Source organism: Pseudoalteromonas sp., assembly GCF_041629635.1.
Lineage (GTDB): Bacteria > Pseudomonadota > Gammaproteobacteria > Enterobacterales > Alteromonadaceae > Pseudoalteromonas.
In genome coordinates, this window is record NZ_JBFKMX010000086.1 from 1 (window position 1) to 15,562 (window position 15,562).

The 15,562-nt window shown below is 40.1% G+C and carries 15 protein-coding genes; 11 read left to right on the top strand and 4 right to left on the bottom strand.

Annotated elements, in window-relative coordinates; all coding sequences use genetic code 11:
• A partial coding sequence (locus ABYD77_RS12540; RefSeq protein WP_372770371.1) for an ABC transporter transmembrane domain-containing protein occupies positions 1-627 on the bottom strand: 627 nt, incomplete at its 3' end.
• Positions 628-667: 40 nt separating this feature from the next.
• Between ABYD77_RS12540 and ABYD77_RS12545 the strand changes: the two genes are divergently transcribed.
• The 11 genes from ABYD77_RS12545 (at position 668) to ABYD77_RS12595 (ending at position 13,623) form a co-directional block, all read left to right on the top strand.
• Positions 668-1,444 (top strand): hypothetical protein, encoded by a 777-nt coding sequence (locus ABYD77_RS12545; protein ID WP_372770373.1) that lies wholly within the window; start codon positions 668-670, stop codon positions 1,442-1,444.
• Positions 1,445-1,700: 256 nt separating this feature from the next.
• Positions 1,701-3,149, top strand: a complete 1,449-nt coding sequence (locus ABYD77_RS12550; protein ID WP_372770375.1) for a peptide MFS transporter — start codon at positions 1,701-1,703, stop codon at positions 3,147-3,149.
• Between the two features lie 132 nt (positions 3,150-3,281).
• On the top strand, positions 3,282-5,996 hold the full coding sequence (locus tag ABYD77_RS12555) for a metallophosphoesterase (RefSeq protein WP_372770377.1): 2,715 nt from the start codon (positions 3,282-3,284) through the stop codon (positions 5,994-5,996).
• A gap of 396 nt (positions 5,997-6,392) precedes the next feature.
• Positions 6,393-7,439, top strand: coding sequence for a 4-hydroxyphenylpyruvate dioxygenase (gene hppD / locus ABYD77_RS12560; RefSeq protein WP_372770379.1), 1,047 nt, complete (start codon positions 6,393-6,395; stop codon positions 7,437-7,439).
• Positions 7,440-7,568: 129 nt separating this feature from the next.
• The gene (fahA, locus tag ABYD77_RS12565) at positions 7,569-8,882 is read left to right on the top strand and encodes a fumarylacetoacetase (protein ID WP_372770381.1); all 1,314 of its coding nucleotides are present in this window, start codon (positions 7,569-7,571) and stop codon (positions 8,880-8,882) included.
• 173 nt (positions 8,883-9,055) lie between these two features.
• The gene (locus tag ABYD77_RS12570; protein ID WP_372770383.1) at positions 9,056-10,237 is read left to right on the top strand and encodes a peptidoglycan DD-metalloendopeptidase family protein; all 1,182 of its coding nucleotides are present in this window, start codon (positions 9,056-9,058) and stop codon (positions 10,235-10,237) included.
• Positions 10,224-10,610 (top strand): polymer-forming cytoskeletal protein, encoded by a 387-nt coding sequence (locus ABYD77_RS12575; protein ID WP_372770385.1) that lies wholly within the window; start codon positions 10,224-10,226, stop codon positions 10,608-10,610. Before ABYD77_RS12570 ends, ABYD77_RS12575 begins: the two co-directional genes overlap by 14 nt.
• On the top strand, positions 10,611-11,258 hold the full coding sequence (locus tag ABYD77_RS12580) for a peptidylprolyl isomerase (protein ID WP_372770387.1): 648 nt from the start codon (positions 10,611-10,613) through the stop codon (positions 11,256-11,258).
• Positions 11,259-11,351: 93 nt separating this feature from the next.
• On the top strand, positions 11,352-12,509 hold the full coding sequence (locus ABYD77_RS12585; protein WP_372770389.1) for a multidrug effflux MFS transporter: 1,158 nt from the start codon (positions 11,352-11,354) through the stop codon (positions 12,507-12,509).
• Positions 12,510-12,517: 8 nt separating this feature from the next.
• Positions 12,518-13,153, top strand: a complete 636-nt coding sequence (locus ABYD77_RS12590) for a LysE family translocator (RefSeq protein ID WP_274760524.1) — start codon at positions 12,518-12,520, stop codon at positions 13,151-13,153.
• Between the two features lie 11 nt (positions 13,154-13,164).
• Positions 13,165-13,623 carry a methylglyoxal synthase gene (locus ABYD77_RS12595; protein WP_372770391.1) on the top strand — a complete coding sequence of 153 codons (459 nt, stop codon included), beginning with the start codon at positions 13,165-13,167 and terminating at the stop codon, positions 13,621-13,623.
• Positions 13,624-13,626: 3 nt separating this feature from the next.
• On the opposite strand, the gene ABYD77_RS12600 is transcribed toward ABYD77_RS12595, so the two are convergent.
• From ABYD77_RS12600 to ABYD77_RS12610, 3 genes are read right to left on the bottom strand one after another with little or no spacing between them, the layout of a single operon-like run.
• Positions 13,627-14,448 (bottom strand): DNA ligase, encoded by an 822-nt coding sequence (locus ABYD77_RS12600; protein ID WP_372770393.1) that lies wholly within the window; start codon positions 14,446-14,448, stop codon positions 13,627-13,629.
• Positions 14,449-14,496: 48 nt separating this feature from the next.
• Entirely contained in the window at positions 14,497-15,153 is a 657-nt protein-coding gene (locus tag ABYD77_RS12605) for an HAD family hydrolase (RefSeq protein WP_372770395.1), read from the bottom strand.
• Complete coding sequence (locus tag ABYD77_RS12610; protein ID WP_274760528.1) at positions 15,154-15,453, bottom strand: hypothetical protein; 300 nt, start codon at positions 15,451-15,453, stop codon at positions 15,154-15,156. It abuts the gene before it with no gap.
• Positions 15,454-15,562 lie beyond the last annotated feature (109 nt).

A 15,562-nucleotide genomic window follows, 5' to 3' on the forward strand; every position in this document is an offset into this window, starting at 1 on the left:
ATCGGCCATGTTGGCTTCGCGAATAAACTTTAATCGCCAGTTAGTCACATACACAGTAAAAGTGATATAAACTACCACAGACGCGGCAATCACGAACCCGTATTTGGCGCCATACTTGGCAGTTAAAATACCAATCACCAAAATCAGCTCGATTAAGGTTGGGCCAATATTGAAAACAAAAAAGCGCATCACAAAACTAATACCCGACACACCCCGTTCAATGTCGCGGGCAAGTCCGCCAGTTTTGCGATCTAAATGAAATTTAAGGTCAAGGTGTTGTAAATGGCTAAACACTTTCATACTGATACGGCGCATTGCACGTTCAGTAACACGTCCGAACAACATGTCACGTAACTCTGAAAGCACTACATTGGCAAGTCGCAGCACACCATAGGCAGCAATTAAACCTATCGTACCAAGTAGCACCACACTCTGTTGTTGATCTAACGTATCAACGGTGTATTTCAGAACAAAAGGCAGGTAAACACTGGCAAGCTTAGCAAGCACAAGGCAACCAAAGGCAATAATAATACGCGTGCGAAATTCTAATAAATAAGGTACAACTTGTTTAAAGACGCGAAGATTAAAACTATCATTTTCATTTGGCACAGAAAAACCGCGGCGCATAACTCACTCGTGCTCATTAAGATCAAATATAGGATGTATTATGTATTGGCAAGCAGTTGAACAGCAAATAGAAATCGCATTAAAAAATAAAACGCTCCAGCCACTCACAACTCAAAGTCAATCGTTTTTAGATAATAATATTCACTTCACGGTACATTTGCGTGTTCCTAACAAAATAGACAAACCTCATCAAAGTACACAAAAATCTAACCCATTTTTACCCCATGAAGAGGCGATGTTTGTAAAAGACTGCCCACCGTCACACAAGCTATTGCTGAATAAATTCCCGGTATTAAAACCCCATGCTCTTTTGTGTAGTAACGACTTTGTCTCGCAGCAAAGCCCTTTAACAAATGATGATTTTGCAGCTTGGCTTAGTTATTTAAACTCAACACATGATGTGGGGTTTTATAATGCAGGTCCAATTGCGGGTGCCAGCCAAGGGCATCGTCATATGCAATTAATTCGCTTAGCACACAGTGAGACTGTATCTGCCATAGCAAAACAATTAGAAGAGATTAGTTTTGTGCGCTTTGGCCCACTTAACTTAAAGCTTTGTGACGAATACTACCAACAAGCACTGTCACAATTTGAATTGGATGCAAATGATACTGAAACTGGCGCATATAATTTAATCCTTCATAAAGAGTTATTCTGGCTAGTGCCACGTAAAACTGCCCATATTGAATCGATTTTCGCAAATGGTTTAAATTTTTGTGGGCACTTTTTAGTGAAAGACGAAGCGCATCTGCATTGGCTAACGCATTATGGCTTCATTCAATTTTTAAAAGGCTTATGTCTTGATGTGAATAATTAATCGACGAAATTGCATACAAACAGGTCAAATCTGTTAGATAAGGGCTTTTGTTTAAAAAACTCTCTAGGTATACTGGCCGAATGCAGTTTGTATTAATAACCTTATTTTACCCCTCGTTCAGTATGTTTATTAACACAAATTTGCTTGCTGGGTAACTGTTACCCAAACACATATATTGGCCACCCGTTCAGACCGAAAGGTAGTAACAACAATAATAATATTGGCCATAACAATAATTTGAATTAGGAAGCATACGATGAATTCAGTCCCTAAAGCAGGTGAAATGTTAGGCCACCCGAAAGGCCTTTTCCTGCTATTCACTACAGAACTATGGGAGCGTTTTAGCTATTATGCAATGCGCGCAATCTTAGTACTTTATTTAGTAGACCAAGTATATTCTGAAGGCGGTAACGGTATGGGTTGGACCCAAGCCGATGCACTTTCAATGTATGGTACATTTACCGGTCTTGTTTACCTTACACCATTAATTGGTGGTTGGTTAGCGGACCAATACTTAGGCCAACGTAAAGCAATTTATATTGGTGGTTTCTTAATGGCCGCAGGTCAATTTATGCTAGGTACTCCGCACGCATGGGTACCAGGTATGGAAACAGAAGCTTTCTACGTGGGCTTAGGTCTATTAATTGCTGGTAACGGTTTATTCAAGCCAAACATTTCGACCATGGTTGGTGACCTTTATGAAGAAGGTGATAATCGTCGCGATGGTGCATTTACTATTTTCTACATGGGTATTAACGTAGGTGCCGCACTTTCAGGTATCGTTGTAGGTTCAGTTGTTGCTCATTACGATGGTAACTACCAAGCTGGCTTCATCTGTGCTGGTATCGGTATGGTACTTTCACTTATCATTCAATTCTTATTTGCACAAAAACTGCTTGGCAACATTGGTACTGTACCTGCTGCTAAACTTGAGAAAGAAAAGCAAACTGAAGTTCGCAAAGAGCCACTAACTAAAGTTGAGCGTGACCGCATCAAAGTTATTATGGTGCTTGGTCTATTCACAGTTGTTTTCTGGGCAGGCTTTGAACAAGCAGGCGGTCTAATGAACATTTTCACTAACGAATACACTGACCGTAACATCGGTAGTTTTGAAGTACCCACAACTTGGTTCCAATCATTAAATGCTATTTTTATCGTTGTATTTGCGCCTGTAATTGCCTCAATCTGGATCCGTCTTGGTAACAAAGAGCCTAACTCTCCTGTTAAGTTTGCACTTGGTCTTATCCTACTTGGTATTGGTTTCGTATTTATGATGGGTGCGGTTATGGAAATGGATGGCGACCCTACTAATAAATCAAGCATGTGGTGGTTAGTGGGTGCATACTTCTTCCATACTATGGGTGAGTTATGTTTATCTCCAATCGGTTTATCAATGGTAACTAAACTTGCGCCACTACGTATTGCATCATTAATGATGGGTGCTTGGTTCCTATTTATTGCAATTGCTAATAAAGTTGGTGGTATCGTTGGTTCATTTATCGGTCACGGTGAAACAACTAAAGAAGAGCAACTTGCAAACGCAATGTCTATCTTCGGCGGTATCTTTATCACTGCGATTGCATCAGGTGTTTTACTGTACTTTATGGCTGATAAACTCGTTGATTGGATGCATGGTGCAGAAGACCACCATCACACTGAAGAAGAAGTATTAGAAGAAGAGCTTGAAGCAACAGCTATTCGCTAATACACCTATCCTCAGAAAAAGGGCTTATAGTTGATGCTATAAGTCCTTTTTTTATATGTCAGTAAGTATCATTGAAGCTTAGCTATCAGATATGGTATTTTTCATTTTCAATTTAATTCTTTTGGGTGAACTGTGAAAAGTTTCAAGTTACTGAGTTTAGTACTTATATATTTAATCCTAACCGCATGTGGTGGTGGCGAAACAGAAAAAGTATTCGTACCCGACCTAGAGCAAGGCGGCATCATCAGCCCTACCATGAGTTTAAACGCAAATTTTGATAATGGTATCATGAGTTTGCGCATTCCTACTGGCGTAGCTGACAGTGACTTCACATTAAAAGTAAGCTCTTCACCCAGTACATCGAACAGCGATGACTACCAAATTATTTCCAATACTTACAGCCTAACTCCAAGCGAAAAAATTCTGAACAACCCAATTCAAATAGAAGTGTTTGTTGATTTAACCAACTATCAACAAGGTAAAGTGTACATAGCACGATTAGAGAATAACCTTTGGAATCCAATTTCCAGTAGTATCGGTTCGGCAAGTGTAAAAGCGAACCTCATGCAACTAGGTCAATATGCGGTGATTTTTGAGCCTAAACGCGAACTAGTCATTACTAAAACAATTGGTCCTGCGTGTGATGCCACTGCAGTCTCCCAGTCATTACGCTTTATTCATGTTGCCGACCTACATTCTCGCTTTGGTTACAAAGAACAGCTCTTTAGCCGTATCAAAGGCTATTATCAAAATGCCAAAACTGAACAACCCTATACTCTATTTACTAATGGTGGCGATGATTATGAGAAAGGCACAGTTGCAGAACAGATATCTCAAGGACTAGCAACCGTTGATGCCATAAAAGCCATGCAGTTTGATCTACGAGTTATTGGCAACCATGACTATGCATGGGGCCCTGAACAACTATTAAATTATGCCAATGACGATCATGCCATTGTCTTGGCCAGTAACACACGTTACGTTGGCAATGATGAAAATGGCTTTGCTGCTGTTGATTTTGCAGCAGTGCAAGTAGGCTGCCTAAAAGTCGGCTTTTTTGGTATGACATCAGTGCCTTGGAATGAACTAGATGAGCCCATTCAAACAGCACCTATTCCTGATTTTATTCCTGATTTTAGAATGAACTGGGATTGGACATCCGTTGCGCAGAGCCTTGTTAATACCTACCGTGAAGATGTTGATTTTATGGTGATGCTTAGCCATATGGGCGTTGGTGGGGATACTCGGATTGCAGAGAGTATAACTGGTGTTGATTTAGTACTAGGAGGTCACACCCATGGTGGTGAAAGTTTGCAAGTTCTTGACAATGGCGCATTGGTGGTTCAACCAAACTTTTTTGCCCAAGGGTTAACAGATTTATCGCTCACCATAGACACAGTTAGCAAAAAGTTGATTAACTATGACTATAAAACACATCTAACCACGACAATTGATACAATCGATCAACAAATGGTAAGCCGTATCGACGAAATTATGGGACGTTATGCCCCTGATGCAAATACCGCTATTGCCTTTTCTGAAAACTTTCCAGATGAAGCTCAAACTGCCGAGATTTTAGCAAATGCAACATTCTTTACACATGATATTGATGCCGCCTTGTTTGATCCTTTGCAAGTACAAAACCGGTGGACCCCAGGTAAGCTAACCCAAGAAAAGTTTCATGAGACCTATTACGTTGAAAGACAGCCTTCAAATACACCAGGATTTAATGCTCTATACGAAGTGTCTATTTCGGGCACTCAACTAAACCAAATGCGCCAAGCAAAACCAGATTGGGTGTTTAAGTTGGCATCAGATAAATCAATCAATAATGACAAGACTTATCGTGTTGCCCTCCAAAAAGGGCCTGCATTTAATTCCGATCAGTTCTTTTCTGGTGTAACACTTCCTGAGCCAAGTGCGTTATCAGAGTCATGGTGGGCATTAGACCAATATGCACGGCAACGTACTAGTCAATGTGTACATATTGATACCAATCAACCGCTTAATAGTTGCCTTGAAGACAATTATGTCACCATCTGGAATTTTAATGATTTAGCAGCTCCCTTTGCGGCCGATTTTGGACCAAGTGAGCTCAGCTATTTTGACCCACTCGGCAAAAATTGGGGGGCTGAACGCAGCCCATTTACATCGACAAATGAAGCCAACATTATTGATTTACCAGATGGCCCGTCAGGCGTACTCGCTTTTGGTCGTCATAGTCCCTCGCAAGGTTTAGCACTTAAACATAATGTTCCCGCTAACGGCGATTTTTATTTCAGCAATAAAGTCGCTGATTATACCTTAGTGATGGATATTATGTGGCCAGAAACCAGTGTTGATGAATTTCGCGGACTGTTACAAACGGATCCGCTAAATAATGATGATGCAGATTTATTTGTTGATAGAGACACCAATGGTGTGGGTATTACCACCCGTGATAGCGGTTTCTTTGGTGATTTAAAGCCCAATACTTGGTATCGTGTTGCCATCGTATTTTATGCCGCCCCAGAGAATGGCGTATTGAAAGTCTTTATCAATGGTGAACTTGTTGGTGAGAAAGATGAAGGTGAAATAGGTGAGCGCTGGGCTTTAAAAAGCAGCCTATTACTGCTCACCGATGACACCTACGAAACCGAGCCTGGCTTTTTAAATGCATTACTTTTTGCCGGCCGCACTTTCGATGCAGATGAAATCGCATCACTTGGAGGACCAAGTAAAACCATGCGTTATAATCAGCGCACCAGAGTTTTAAACCAAAAAGTGGAACGTCACATGCAAAGTGTGACGACTATGGCACTAAACCCATGGTTACAACAACGACAAAAATTCTTTAAAACAATGTAATATAGATTCACTATTAAGGGGTTTAACGCCCCTTTTCAGACCTGATTTTTCTTCTACTAGCAACTTTGTAAATAATACAGTACAAAAAAGCGCAATTTTTAAACTTAATAGAAACCCTTGCCTAAGTTTAAATTTGTATTGTTTGGTTATTTAAACCGCAAAAATCAAAATTTTGTTATGGTGTTTTTACTGATTTTTTTTAGAAAAAAAAATAACATGCTAAAACGCCTGCATTTCCCTTAATATTGTATTTAAAACTTTACAAAAGTACCTAACATACAATAACACGCCCCCTCTTTCCCTCGCGTTAATTTTGAATGATTATCTAGCTAAATCGTGTTTAGAGAGATGATCGCCTAATGTAAAAGCCATCTCTCACTTTTTAGGGGACTTAAAATGACTACTGCCAATAACCCACTAGGTTTACTAGGAATCGAATTTACTGAGTATGCAACACCTGATGCTGACTATATGGAAAAAATCTTTGCAGACTTTGGTTTTTCAAAGTTAAAGAAGTTCAAAGGCAAAGACATTACATATTTCAACCAGCATGATATTCATTTTTTACTAAACAATGAACGTGATGGTTTCTCGGCAGAATTCGCTAAATCTCACGGTCCTGCAATTTGTTCAATGGGTTGGCGTGTTGAGAATGCACAAAAAGCATTTGATGTTGCAGTTGAACGTGGTGCAAAACCAGCAACTGATTCAGCAAATAAAGACCTGCCATATCCTGCAATCTATGGTATTGGTGACAGCCTAATCTACTTCATTGACATATTTGGTGACAAAGGTTCTATCTACACGAATGATTTTGAAGACCTAGCTGAGCAAAATATTGTTGAAGACAAAGGTTTCCTTCGTATCGATCACCTTACTAACAATGTTTATAAAGGCACAATGGAAACATGGGCAAACTTCTACAAAGACGTATTTGGCTTTGAAGAAGTTCGCTATTTCGACATTAAAGGTCAAAAAACAGCGTTACTTTCTTACGCACTTAAATCACCGTGTGGCACATTCTCTATTCCTATCAATGAAGGTAAAGACGATAACAACAACCAAATTGATGAGTACTTAGATGAATACAATGGTCCTGGTGTACAGCACTTAGCGTTTTTAACAAATGACCTTGTTGGCTCGTTAGACAAACTAGACCAGACAAATATCGCAACACTTGATATTGTTGATCACTATTACGACACAATTTTTGACCGTGTTCCTTGGGTTAAAGAAGACAAAGAAAAAATCAAAGAGCACCAAATCTTAGTTGATAGCCAAAGTGAAGACTGTTACTTACTGCAAATTTTCACTAAAAACTTATTTGGTCCAATCTTTATTGAGATGATCCAACGTGTTGATGACGGTGGTTTCGGTGAAGGTAACTTCCAAGCACTGTTTGAATCAATTGAGCGCGACCAAGAGCGTCGTGGTGTTATTTAATTAATACCTATTACAATTAAGCCCAATAAGCAGCATGTACTTTTATATGCTGCTTTTTCCACTTTAAGTCTTTAAAAATAGCTGTTGCGTAGCAATATAAGTAATCAGTTAAAAATAAAAGGGTGCATTATGAGCGCAATTAATAAAACACATGACGTAAACCTAAAGAGCTGGGTTGTGTCTGCAAATGTGAGCGGTACCGATTTTCCTATTCAAAATTTACCTTTTGCTGTTTTCCGTAGAGTAAATAGCAATGAAGAGTTCCGTGGCGGTGTTGCCATTGGTGATTACGTTCTTGATTTAGACGTTGTCGTTGCATCGGGCGTTTTAACAGGTTTAGCTCTTGAAGCGGCAACTGCTGCCAACGCCCCTGCATTGAATGAGTTTATGGGGATGGGTAAAGCACATTGGTCTGCACTTCGTTTGGCATTGAGCGAAGCTCTAACTGAAGGTTCAGCGCACCAGTCTGCACTTGGATCTGCGCTCGTAGCACAAACGGATATTGAATATTCACTGCCATGCCATATTGGTGATTACACCGACTTTTACACATCTATCTATCATGCAACGGCTGTAGGCAGTTTATTCCGTCCAGATAATCCATTACTACCAAACTACAAGTGGGTACCAATTGGTTATCATGGTCGTGCATCATCTATTGGTGTGTCAGGTCAAACATTCCCTCGTCCAAAAGGTCAAACAAAAGCGCCTGATGCAGATGTACCATCATTTGGCCCAGCAAAACGCATGGACTACGAATTAGAGCTTGGTATTTACCTCGGTAAAGGCAATGAATTGGGTGATGCCATTAGCATTACTGATGCAGAAGATCATGTATTTGGTTTTTGCCTCTTCAATGACTGGTCAGCACGTGATTTACAAGCATGGGAATACCAACCACTGGGCCCATTCCTTGCGAAAAACTTTGCATCAACAGTGTCACCTTGGATTGTAACGACTGAAGCACTTGCTCCATACCGCACTCAGTGGCACCGCGATGCAAGCGACCCGCAACCGCTTGAGTATTTAGAATCAGCGCACAACCGTGAAGCGGGTGCATTTGATATTCAAATGGATGTGTTACTTGAATCTGAAAAAATGCGTGTTGACGGTGTAGCCCCAAGCAAATTATCTGAATCAAGCTTCAAACATAGCTACTGGACAGTTGCGCAAATGGTTACGCACCACACAGTAAATGGTTGTAATTTTGTACCTGGCGATATGTTAGGCTCGGGCACCCAATCAGGCCCAGAGCATGAAGAAGCGGGTTCAATGCTAGAGCTTTCACGAGGTGGCAAAGAAACCATCAAGTTAAGTAATGGCGAAGAGCGTACTTTCTTAGAAGATGGCGACAAAGTAATTATGCGTGGTTGGTGTGAAGCTGACGGCTTTAACCGCATTGGTTTTGGTCGCGTTGAAGGCACTGTTCTACCTGCTAAATAAACTTAAATGCATTTCGTGGTGGCAAGCTAATTGTCACCACTACCTCACTCTTTAATACCATTTACTAAATTTTTCTGGATTTTTCGATACATTTTGGTATCGTGAACCGGTTAACTTGCCTGCTCAAAAAATAATAATTCAAGGCAGTATATTTAACTACATCGGTTGTCATAATGTTAAAAGCACTTTTTCCAGATAAACAGTTATTGGTCCGCCAAAATGGTGATGTAAAGTACATTACATTACCTAGTTGGTTACAAATAAGCTTATTTGCAATTGGCTTAACCGTATGTATTGTTGCTGGTGTTGCAAGCTACCAGTATGTTGAACTTAACAAAGTCATCTCTGCGCAAGATAAGATTATCGAGCAAAAGCAAACTGAGCTTGATGCCCTTCATCTTTCTTATCGTGAAAAACACAGTGAATTGTCCAATCGTATTTCTCAGATTGATGAAAAATCCCAAATAATGACCAATATGCTTGAGTCATTACCTGAAGCGCAACAAGCAGAATTCCAGACTAAGCAAGAAACCACTAAACAAGATAATATAACACAAACTGAAACATCAGAAGCTGAGCCAGTTATCACCCTCTCGGATGACACCCCTGTTGAGAAAAAAACGCAAAGCAATGACCAGAAAAAACCTAATACAGAAAGCAAAAAAGCTGAAGAAAAAAGCATCGAAAGCGATATTGAAAAAGAGAATCAGCAATTAGATGCGCACTTTGCAATGCTTTCCGAAATTGTTGATTCACGTACTACAAGCTTACTTACAGCACTTAAAACTGCGGGTGTAGATAAAGATTTTATAATGCAGCTTGAATTAAATACCAGCGCTCAAGGCGGCCCTTTTAACGCCATTGATACCTCGGTACTCACTGAAGAGCAGCAAGAATTATTAGATAAAATCGTGGCTTTAAATCAATTAAGCGGTAATCTGGCATTGTTGCCGACCACACTGCCAGCAAAAGATTTTTATGTATCAAGTGCTTACGGACTTCGTACTGATCCTATCTCTAAACGCCGTGCAATGCACCGAGGTATTGATATGGCGGGTTGGCATAAAACTAAAATCTTCGCGCCTGCAAATGGTGTGGTTAAGCGTGCTGGCCGTAATGGCGGCTTTGGCAACTTTATCGAAATAGAACATAAGAATGGATTCGTTACGCGTTACGGCCATTTAGCAAAGGTCAATGTGAAGCGCGGGCAGCAGGTACAAAAAGACCAAGTTATCGGGCTAATGGGTAACTCAGGACGCAGTACAAGCACCCATTTACATTACGAAATTTTACATAACAAAAAGTATATCAACCCGTTAAAACTAACTAAGGCATTTGAGAATGTTCTCCAATAAGAAAAAAAGCCCTTTCCCTTCTATTATCTCCTCAGACGTTGAAATCACCGGGCAAATTAATAACGCAGGCACCATTCAACTTGAAGGGTGTGTTAATGGCGAAGTGAATGTACAAAGTTTAACTATCGGAAGCGATGGCCGTGTTGAAGGCGATATAAACGCCCAAGAAGTGATTGTAAAAGGCTCTGTTAAAGGCACAATCAAAGCCAAAAAAGTAGTGTTAGAGCAATCTGCAACAGTAGTTGGTGATATCTTCCATGACACGATCAGCATTCAAGAAGGCGCTTCAATTCAAGGTTCGATGACACAAACAACTAAGCCTGTTGCACCTGTTTCAGAAAAAGAAAACAAAATAGAAAAGAAACCAGCTTAAATGAAAATGTTACGTAATACACTGTTATCCATTACAACCGCATTATTTTTATCGGCGTGTTGGTTTCAAGACCCTGCGATTAAACAAATTGAACAGTTTATCACTGAGCAAACAGTCGATAAGCAAGATGAAAAGTGGCGCACTAAACTGACCATGCCACCAAAGTTAACATTTGCAGAAGATGCAACATATTACTGGGTATTACAAACAACCCTTGGTGAAATGAAATTTGAGCTGTTTCATAAAACAGCTCCAATGCATGCGTCGAGCACAATTTACTTAACCACGCTTGGTTTTTACGATTCACTTACCTTTCACCGTGTAATCAGTGACTTTATGGCACAAGGTGGCGATCCACTTGGTAATGGTCGTGGTTTTCCTGGTTATCGTTACGCAGGTGAATTTGAGCCTCTCGTACCTCATGACCAAAAAGGTCTGTTAAGTATGGCCAATGCAGGCCAGAATACTGACGGCAGCCAATTTTTTATTACTTTTCGCCCAACCCCGCACTTAAATGGCAGACATACTGTGTTTGGTAAACTTGTAAGTGATGAAAGGGTGCTTGATTTATTTAATGAAAACGGTAGCCGTGGTGGCAAACCAAAGCAACAATTGGTAATTCAATCTGCCAAAATTATTGTTGAGTAAACGTGTTTATGCCAAGCCTTAGCTATCGCGCTAGGCTTGGATCTTCCCCGCATAACGTATACAATTCTTGCCTCTGAAAATTGTGTTGTGATTATGCTAAAAATCGCCCTTGTACTGCTTGTAATCTTTTGCCCTTTAGCAATCGATCTTTATTTACCTGCCATGCCGCAGATGGCATCTGAGCTTAATAGCTCAATTACCCATATTCAAACAAGCATTACTGTTTTTATGTTGTGTGTTGGTTTAGCCCAATTAATTTTAGGGCCACTAAGTGATCGCTTTGGCCGCAGAAAAATCGCTATTTTTGGCGTTTTAACGTATTTATTAGGCGCTCTTTGCGCTGCCTTTGCTGAATCAGTGACAGTACTTATATTCGCGCGGATAATTCAAGGCATTGGCGCAGCTGCAACATTTGTAAGTACCTTTGCTCTGGTTCGTGATAACTATAATGCTAATAAAAGCGCGCAAGTAATCTCTTATTTAAATGGTATTGTGTGCTTTATCCCCGCTTTAGCGCCAATTTTAGGTGCATGGTTAACCTTGCAATTTGGCTGGCAAAGTAACTTTTACTTTTTAGCTGCCTTTGCCGTAATTGGCCTTGCCGTGCTGGTATTTGCAATTCCAAAACGCATACCTGAGAGCCACACAAATAAAGCTGAAAAAAGCGTGTCTTACTGGCAAATTTTTACGCATCCAACCTTTCTTTTTAATGCCATTATTTGTATGTTGGCTATGAGCGCAATTTTAGCGTTTGTAGCACAGGCGCCAAACTATTTAATTAATCAACACGGGCTCAGTGAACAGCGTTTTACCTTCTGGTTCAGCATCAATGCCACTGTCAGTATTATTGCCAGTTTTATTGCTCCACAATTAATTAAACGTGCAACATCACTTGCGCTAATGTGCGGTTTAATATTGATGGTCATGGCTGCAAGTTTAGTAGTGGTGTTTCAGCTAACATTTGCCAATGTAGCTAGCTTTATGTGTGCGATATTTATTGGTTCAGTGGGTTTTTCGTTTACCATGGGTGCAGCAGCTGGCAACGCGCTCGCGCCTTTTAAACAGCATGCGGGTAAAGCATCAGCATTACTCGGTATGATGCAAATGAGTGGTGCGGGGCTAATTGTTAGTCTAACTCAATATCTGCCACTTGCTATCCCGTATATTATTGCATTACACCTGTTAAGTGTTTTACCCTTTTTAATCAAGTTAAAACAGTTTGAAAACACTCCACTTCCTTCATATAACTAATAAAAATCATGATTAACTTTGAATCTCTTTTATCATTTATTACCCTCAGTTTTTTGTTGGCAGTTTCACCGGGGCCATCTAACGCGTTTTTAATGGCGCAAACGTTTGCAAAAGGCAAAGTAGCAGGAATGCAAACGGCATTTGGTTTTGCCGCAGCGGGGGTTGTTCATACAATACTGGCTGTTGCGGGGCTGAGCGTAATATTAAAAACATCTGAGCTTGCATACCAAGCAGTACTTTGGCTAGGTGCTTTGTATCTTATTTACCTTGGCGTAACCAGTATTATTGATAGTCTACGTCAACCAGAGGTTATTCACTGTGAACTATCGGGTAAAAAAGAAAAGAACATTTTTGTTCAAGCAATGCTTACTGAGATTTTTAATCCGAAAGTTGCCTTATTTTTTCTCGCGTTTATTCCCCAATTTGCTGATAGCACATTAGCTACACCAGTGTGGTTACAGTTACTGATATTTGGATTGCTCTACCCTATTTTGGCATTTCCTATTGATGTATTTTATGTAAAAAGTGGAAACAAGATTGCAGGCTATTTCAAACATCACCCAAGTGCACAACAATGGATTGACCGTATTGCCGGTGGTATTTTTATTTTATTAGGGTTACGCTTGGTGCTCGAAGTATTTTAAGGTGTTAACAAATGGACCAAATTATCACTGCAATTCCTGCTAAAAAAAGCATCGCATTAGTCGCTCATGACGGTAAAAAAGCAGCCTTAGGCGCTTGGTGTGAAAAGCATAAAGACATTCTTGCAGCGCATAATTTATATGGCACCGGCACTACAGGCCACCTCATTGAGAAAACTACCGGGCTTCAAGTTGAAAAGCTATTAAGTGGCCCAATGGGTGGTGACCAACAACTTGGAGCAAAAATCGCTGAGCATGAAGTAAATCTGCTGATTTTCTTTTGGGATCCTTTAGCCTCTCAGCCTCACGACCCTGACGTGAAAGCACTTTTAAGACTAGCTGCCGTTTGGAATATTCCGGTCGCTTGTAACGAAGCAACAGCTGATATGCTGATAGCCAGTCAGATGATGTCTGAGCAAATAAATCGCACAATTCCAGATTATCATAACTACCTTGCTAATCGATTGGACTAAGTTTTACTCTTCTTTTCTTTGGCGCAAAAATCTCGCAAATCGTGGTTTACCATATTTGGTAAACCCGTTGTAGCGATAAGTAACTCTACTGCCAATAGCAGGAGGTGTACTTCTCAGTTCATCAGAAAGACCACTTCCGAGTTTTATTTTTTCACCATTTTCAAGCTCAATAATTAAAGCACCAACGAGCCCTTTATACTTTCCTTTACCCGCGCTATAGCCAACAACTACACCTTCGGCATCCTGATGTGGCTTATATTTCAGTAAATTAGCGCTTCTTCCTGCGCTAAACAGGGCATTTTTTGCATGCAGCATTACACCCTCTGCGCCTTCATCTAATCGTGTTTGATAAAATTGCGCTAATTGGTCATCTGTTGAAAATTGAAATTGCTCGATGGCAACCAGATATGCTGATTTGCTCTCGCTGATGATTGAACGGTAGTTTTGATATCGTTTTATAAAAGGATTTGAAGTGTCTGGCATATCAAATACAAAGAATTTTATATTCTGCCATGCCTCTTGATTTGCCTTGTGATCTAACACTGTACTGGCTATAAATTCAAAATCGTTATGTTTGCTCCAAAGCTCGCCATCAAGCCAAGTATCTGGCCAATGCTCAGTAAACCAACTCGGAGCATTAATTTGCTTACCATTACGTGTTACAAGCTGTTTGTTACGCCAAATTGCTCTTACCCCATCTAGTTTTTCACTGACCAAGTAATTAGCGACACTTTGCTGCTGGTAACTGTTTGCCAGTTGTACTTCCATTGCAAAGACAATGCGATAACAACATAAAGAAAAGAATATTAGGGATTTGAGAGCCATCATTTCCTCCTTGAAATTTTACTGGCTCTTATAAGTGTATCGGATTATTTAAAGTTTGCTGGCAATAAGCGTCTTAACTGCCATTAAATCGTTGCAGCATTCGTCTACATGAGAAAAATCCGCAGAGATACTGTATTTGTTAGGAACCACCACAGTAAATAACCCAGCAGCTTTAGCGCTCGTTGAGCCTGTAACTGTATCTTCAATAGCAAGGCCTGTTTCAGCTGTTAAAGCAAAGTGAGTAATGGCTGATAAATAAGGCTCAGGATGTGGTTTTGGCAATTCAACATCATCACGGGTATAAATCACATCAAAAAACGGTGTTAAGTTATGCCCTGATAAAATTGCAGACGCTTCGGCTTTTGCACTACCTGTTACTAATGCCAGTTTTAAGCCTTGCTTTTTACACCATGTGAGTAAGTCTTTTGCACCTGCCAATAAGTCTGGTAAATGTGATTTCGAAATATCAGAAAAAACCACATGCTTAAGATTGGCAAGTGCACTTGGGGCAATGTCTAAGCCATGTTCGCGAACAATTACTTTAGCAGCTTCTAGTGTTGGTTTACCTGCAAATTGCTGGCAAAATTCATCTTCACTAAACATTAAGCCAAACTCACTAAGCACTTTGTTCCAGCTAACTGCATGTAAGTGCTCTGAATCAACCAAAGTGCCGTCTAAGTCAAAATAAATTGCTCGCAAAGACATTTAGTTTTGCTCTTGTAGTGATTCTGGAACAGGCGATGATGCTAAATCTCCACTTTCTACTTCCACTAATTCATAACCACGGGCTAACCTTTTTACTGTCAGCACTGGTTTTTCTAACGCTTGTTTTTGGCGTTCAATATCTTGCGCTAAGCCTTCAAGGGTTGTACCGAATGACCCCTCAGCAGTTTCAGACCAATTTACTGCTTTACCATTAATGTTATATTCAACAACATGTACTTGAAATAATGTACCTTCATCACTTGGACATTCAATTACACGATAATTCCAAAACGCAGACATAGCTTTCTCCTCTGTATAAGCGCGCAGACTTTAGCATATTTAAAATAAATATAAAGTAGTCGAAAACTGGCTATCGACAAAACTTGCATAATTATTCTCAAGCTGGTTG

Coding starts and splice junctions, on each gene's coding strand:
- ABYD77_RS12545 (WP_372770373.1), top strand. CDS start 668: ATGTATTGGCAAGCAGTTGAACAGCAAATAGAAATCGCATTAAAAAAT.
- ABYD77_RS12550 (WP_372770375.1), top strand. CDS start 1,701: ATGAATTCAGTCCCTAAAGCAGGTGAAATGTTAGGCCACCCGAAAGGC.
- hppD (WP_372770379.1), top strand. CDS start 6,393: ATGACTACTGCCAATAACCCACTAGGTTTACTAGGAATCGAATTTACT.
- fahA (WP_372770381.1), top strand. CDS start 7,569: ATGAGCGCAATTAATAAAACACATGACGTAAACCTAAAGAGCTGGGTT.
- ABYD77_RS12570 (WP_372770383.1), top strand. CDS start 9,056: ATGTTAAAAGCACTTTTTCCAGATAAACAGTTATTGGTCCGCCAAAAT.
- ABYD77_RS12575 (WP_372770385.1), top strand. CDS start 10,224: ATGTTCTCCAATAAGAAAAAAAGCCCTTTCCCTTCTATTATCTCCTCA.
- ABYD77_RS12580 (WP_372770387.1), top strand. CDS start 10,611: ATGAAAATGTTACGTAATACACTGTTATCCATTACAACCGCATTATTT.
- ABYD77_RS12585 (WP_372770389.1), top strand. CDS start 11,352: ATGCTAAAAATCGCCCTTGTACTGCTTGTAATCTTTTGCCCTTTAGCA.
- ABYD77_RS12590 (WP_274760524.1), top strand. CDS start 12,518: ATGATTAACTTTGAATCTCTTTTATCATTTATTACCCTCAGTTTTTTG.
- ABYD77_RS12595 (WP_372770391.1), top strand. CDS start 13,165: ATGGACCAAATTATCACTGCAATTCCTGCTAAAAAAAGCATCGCATTA.
- ABYD77_RS12600 (WP_372770393.1), bottom strand. CDS start 14,448: ATGGCTCTCAAATCCCTAATATTCTTTTCTTTATGTTGTTATCGCATT.
- ABYD77_RS12605 (WP_372770395.1), bottom strand. CDS start 15,153: ATGTCTTTGCGAGCAATTTATTTTGACTTAGACGGCACTTTGGTTGAT.
- ABYD77_RS12610 (WP_274760528.1), bottom strand. CDS start 15,453: ATGTCTGCGTTTTGGAATTATCGTGTAATTGAATGTCCAAGTGATGAA.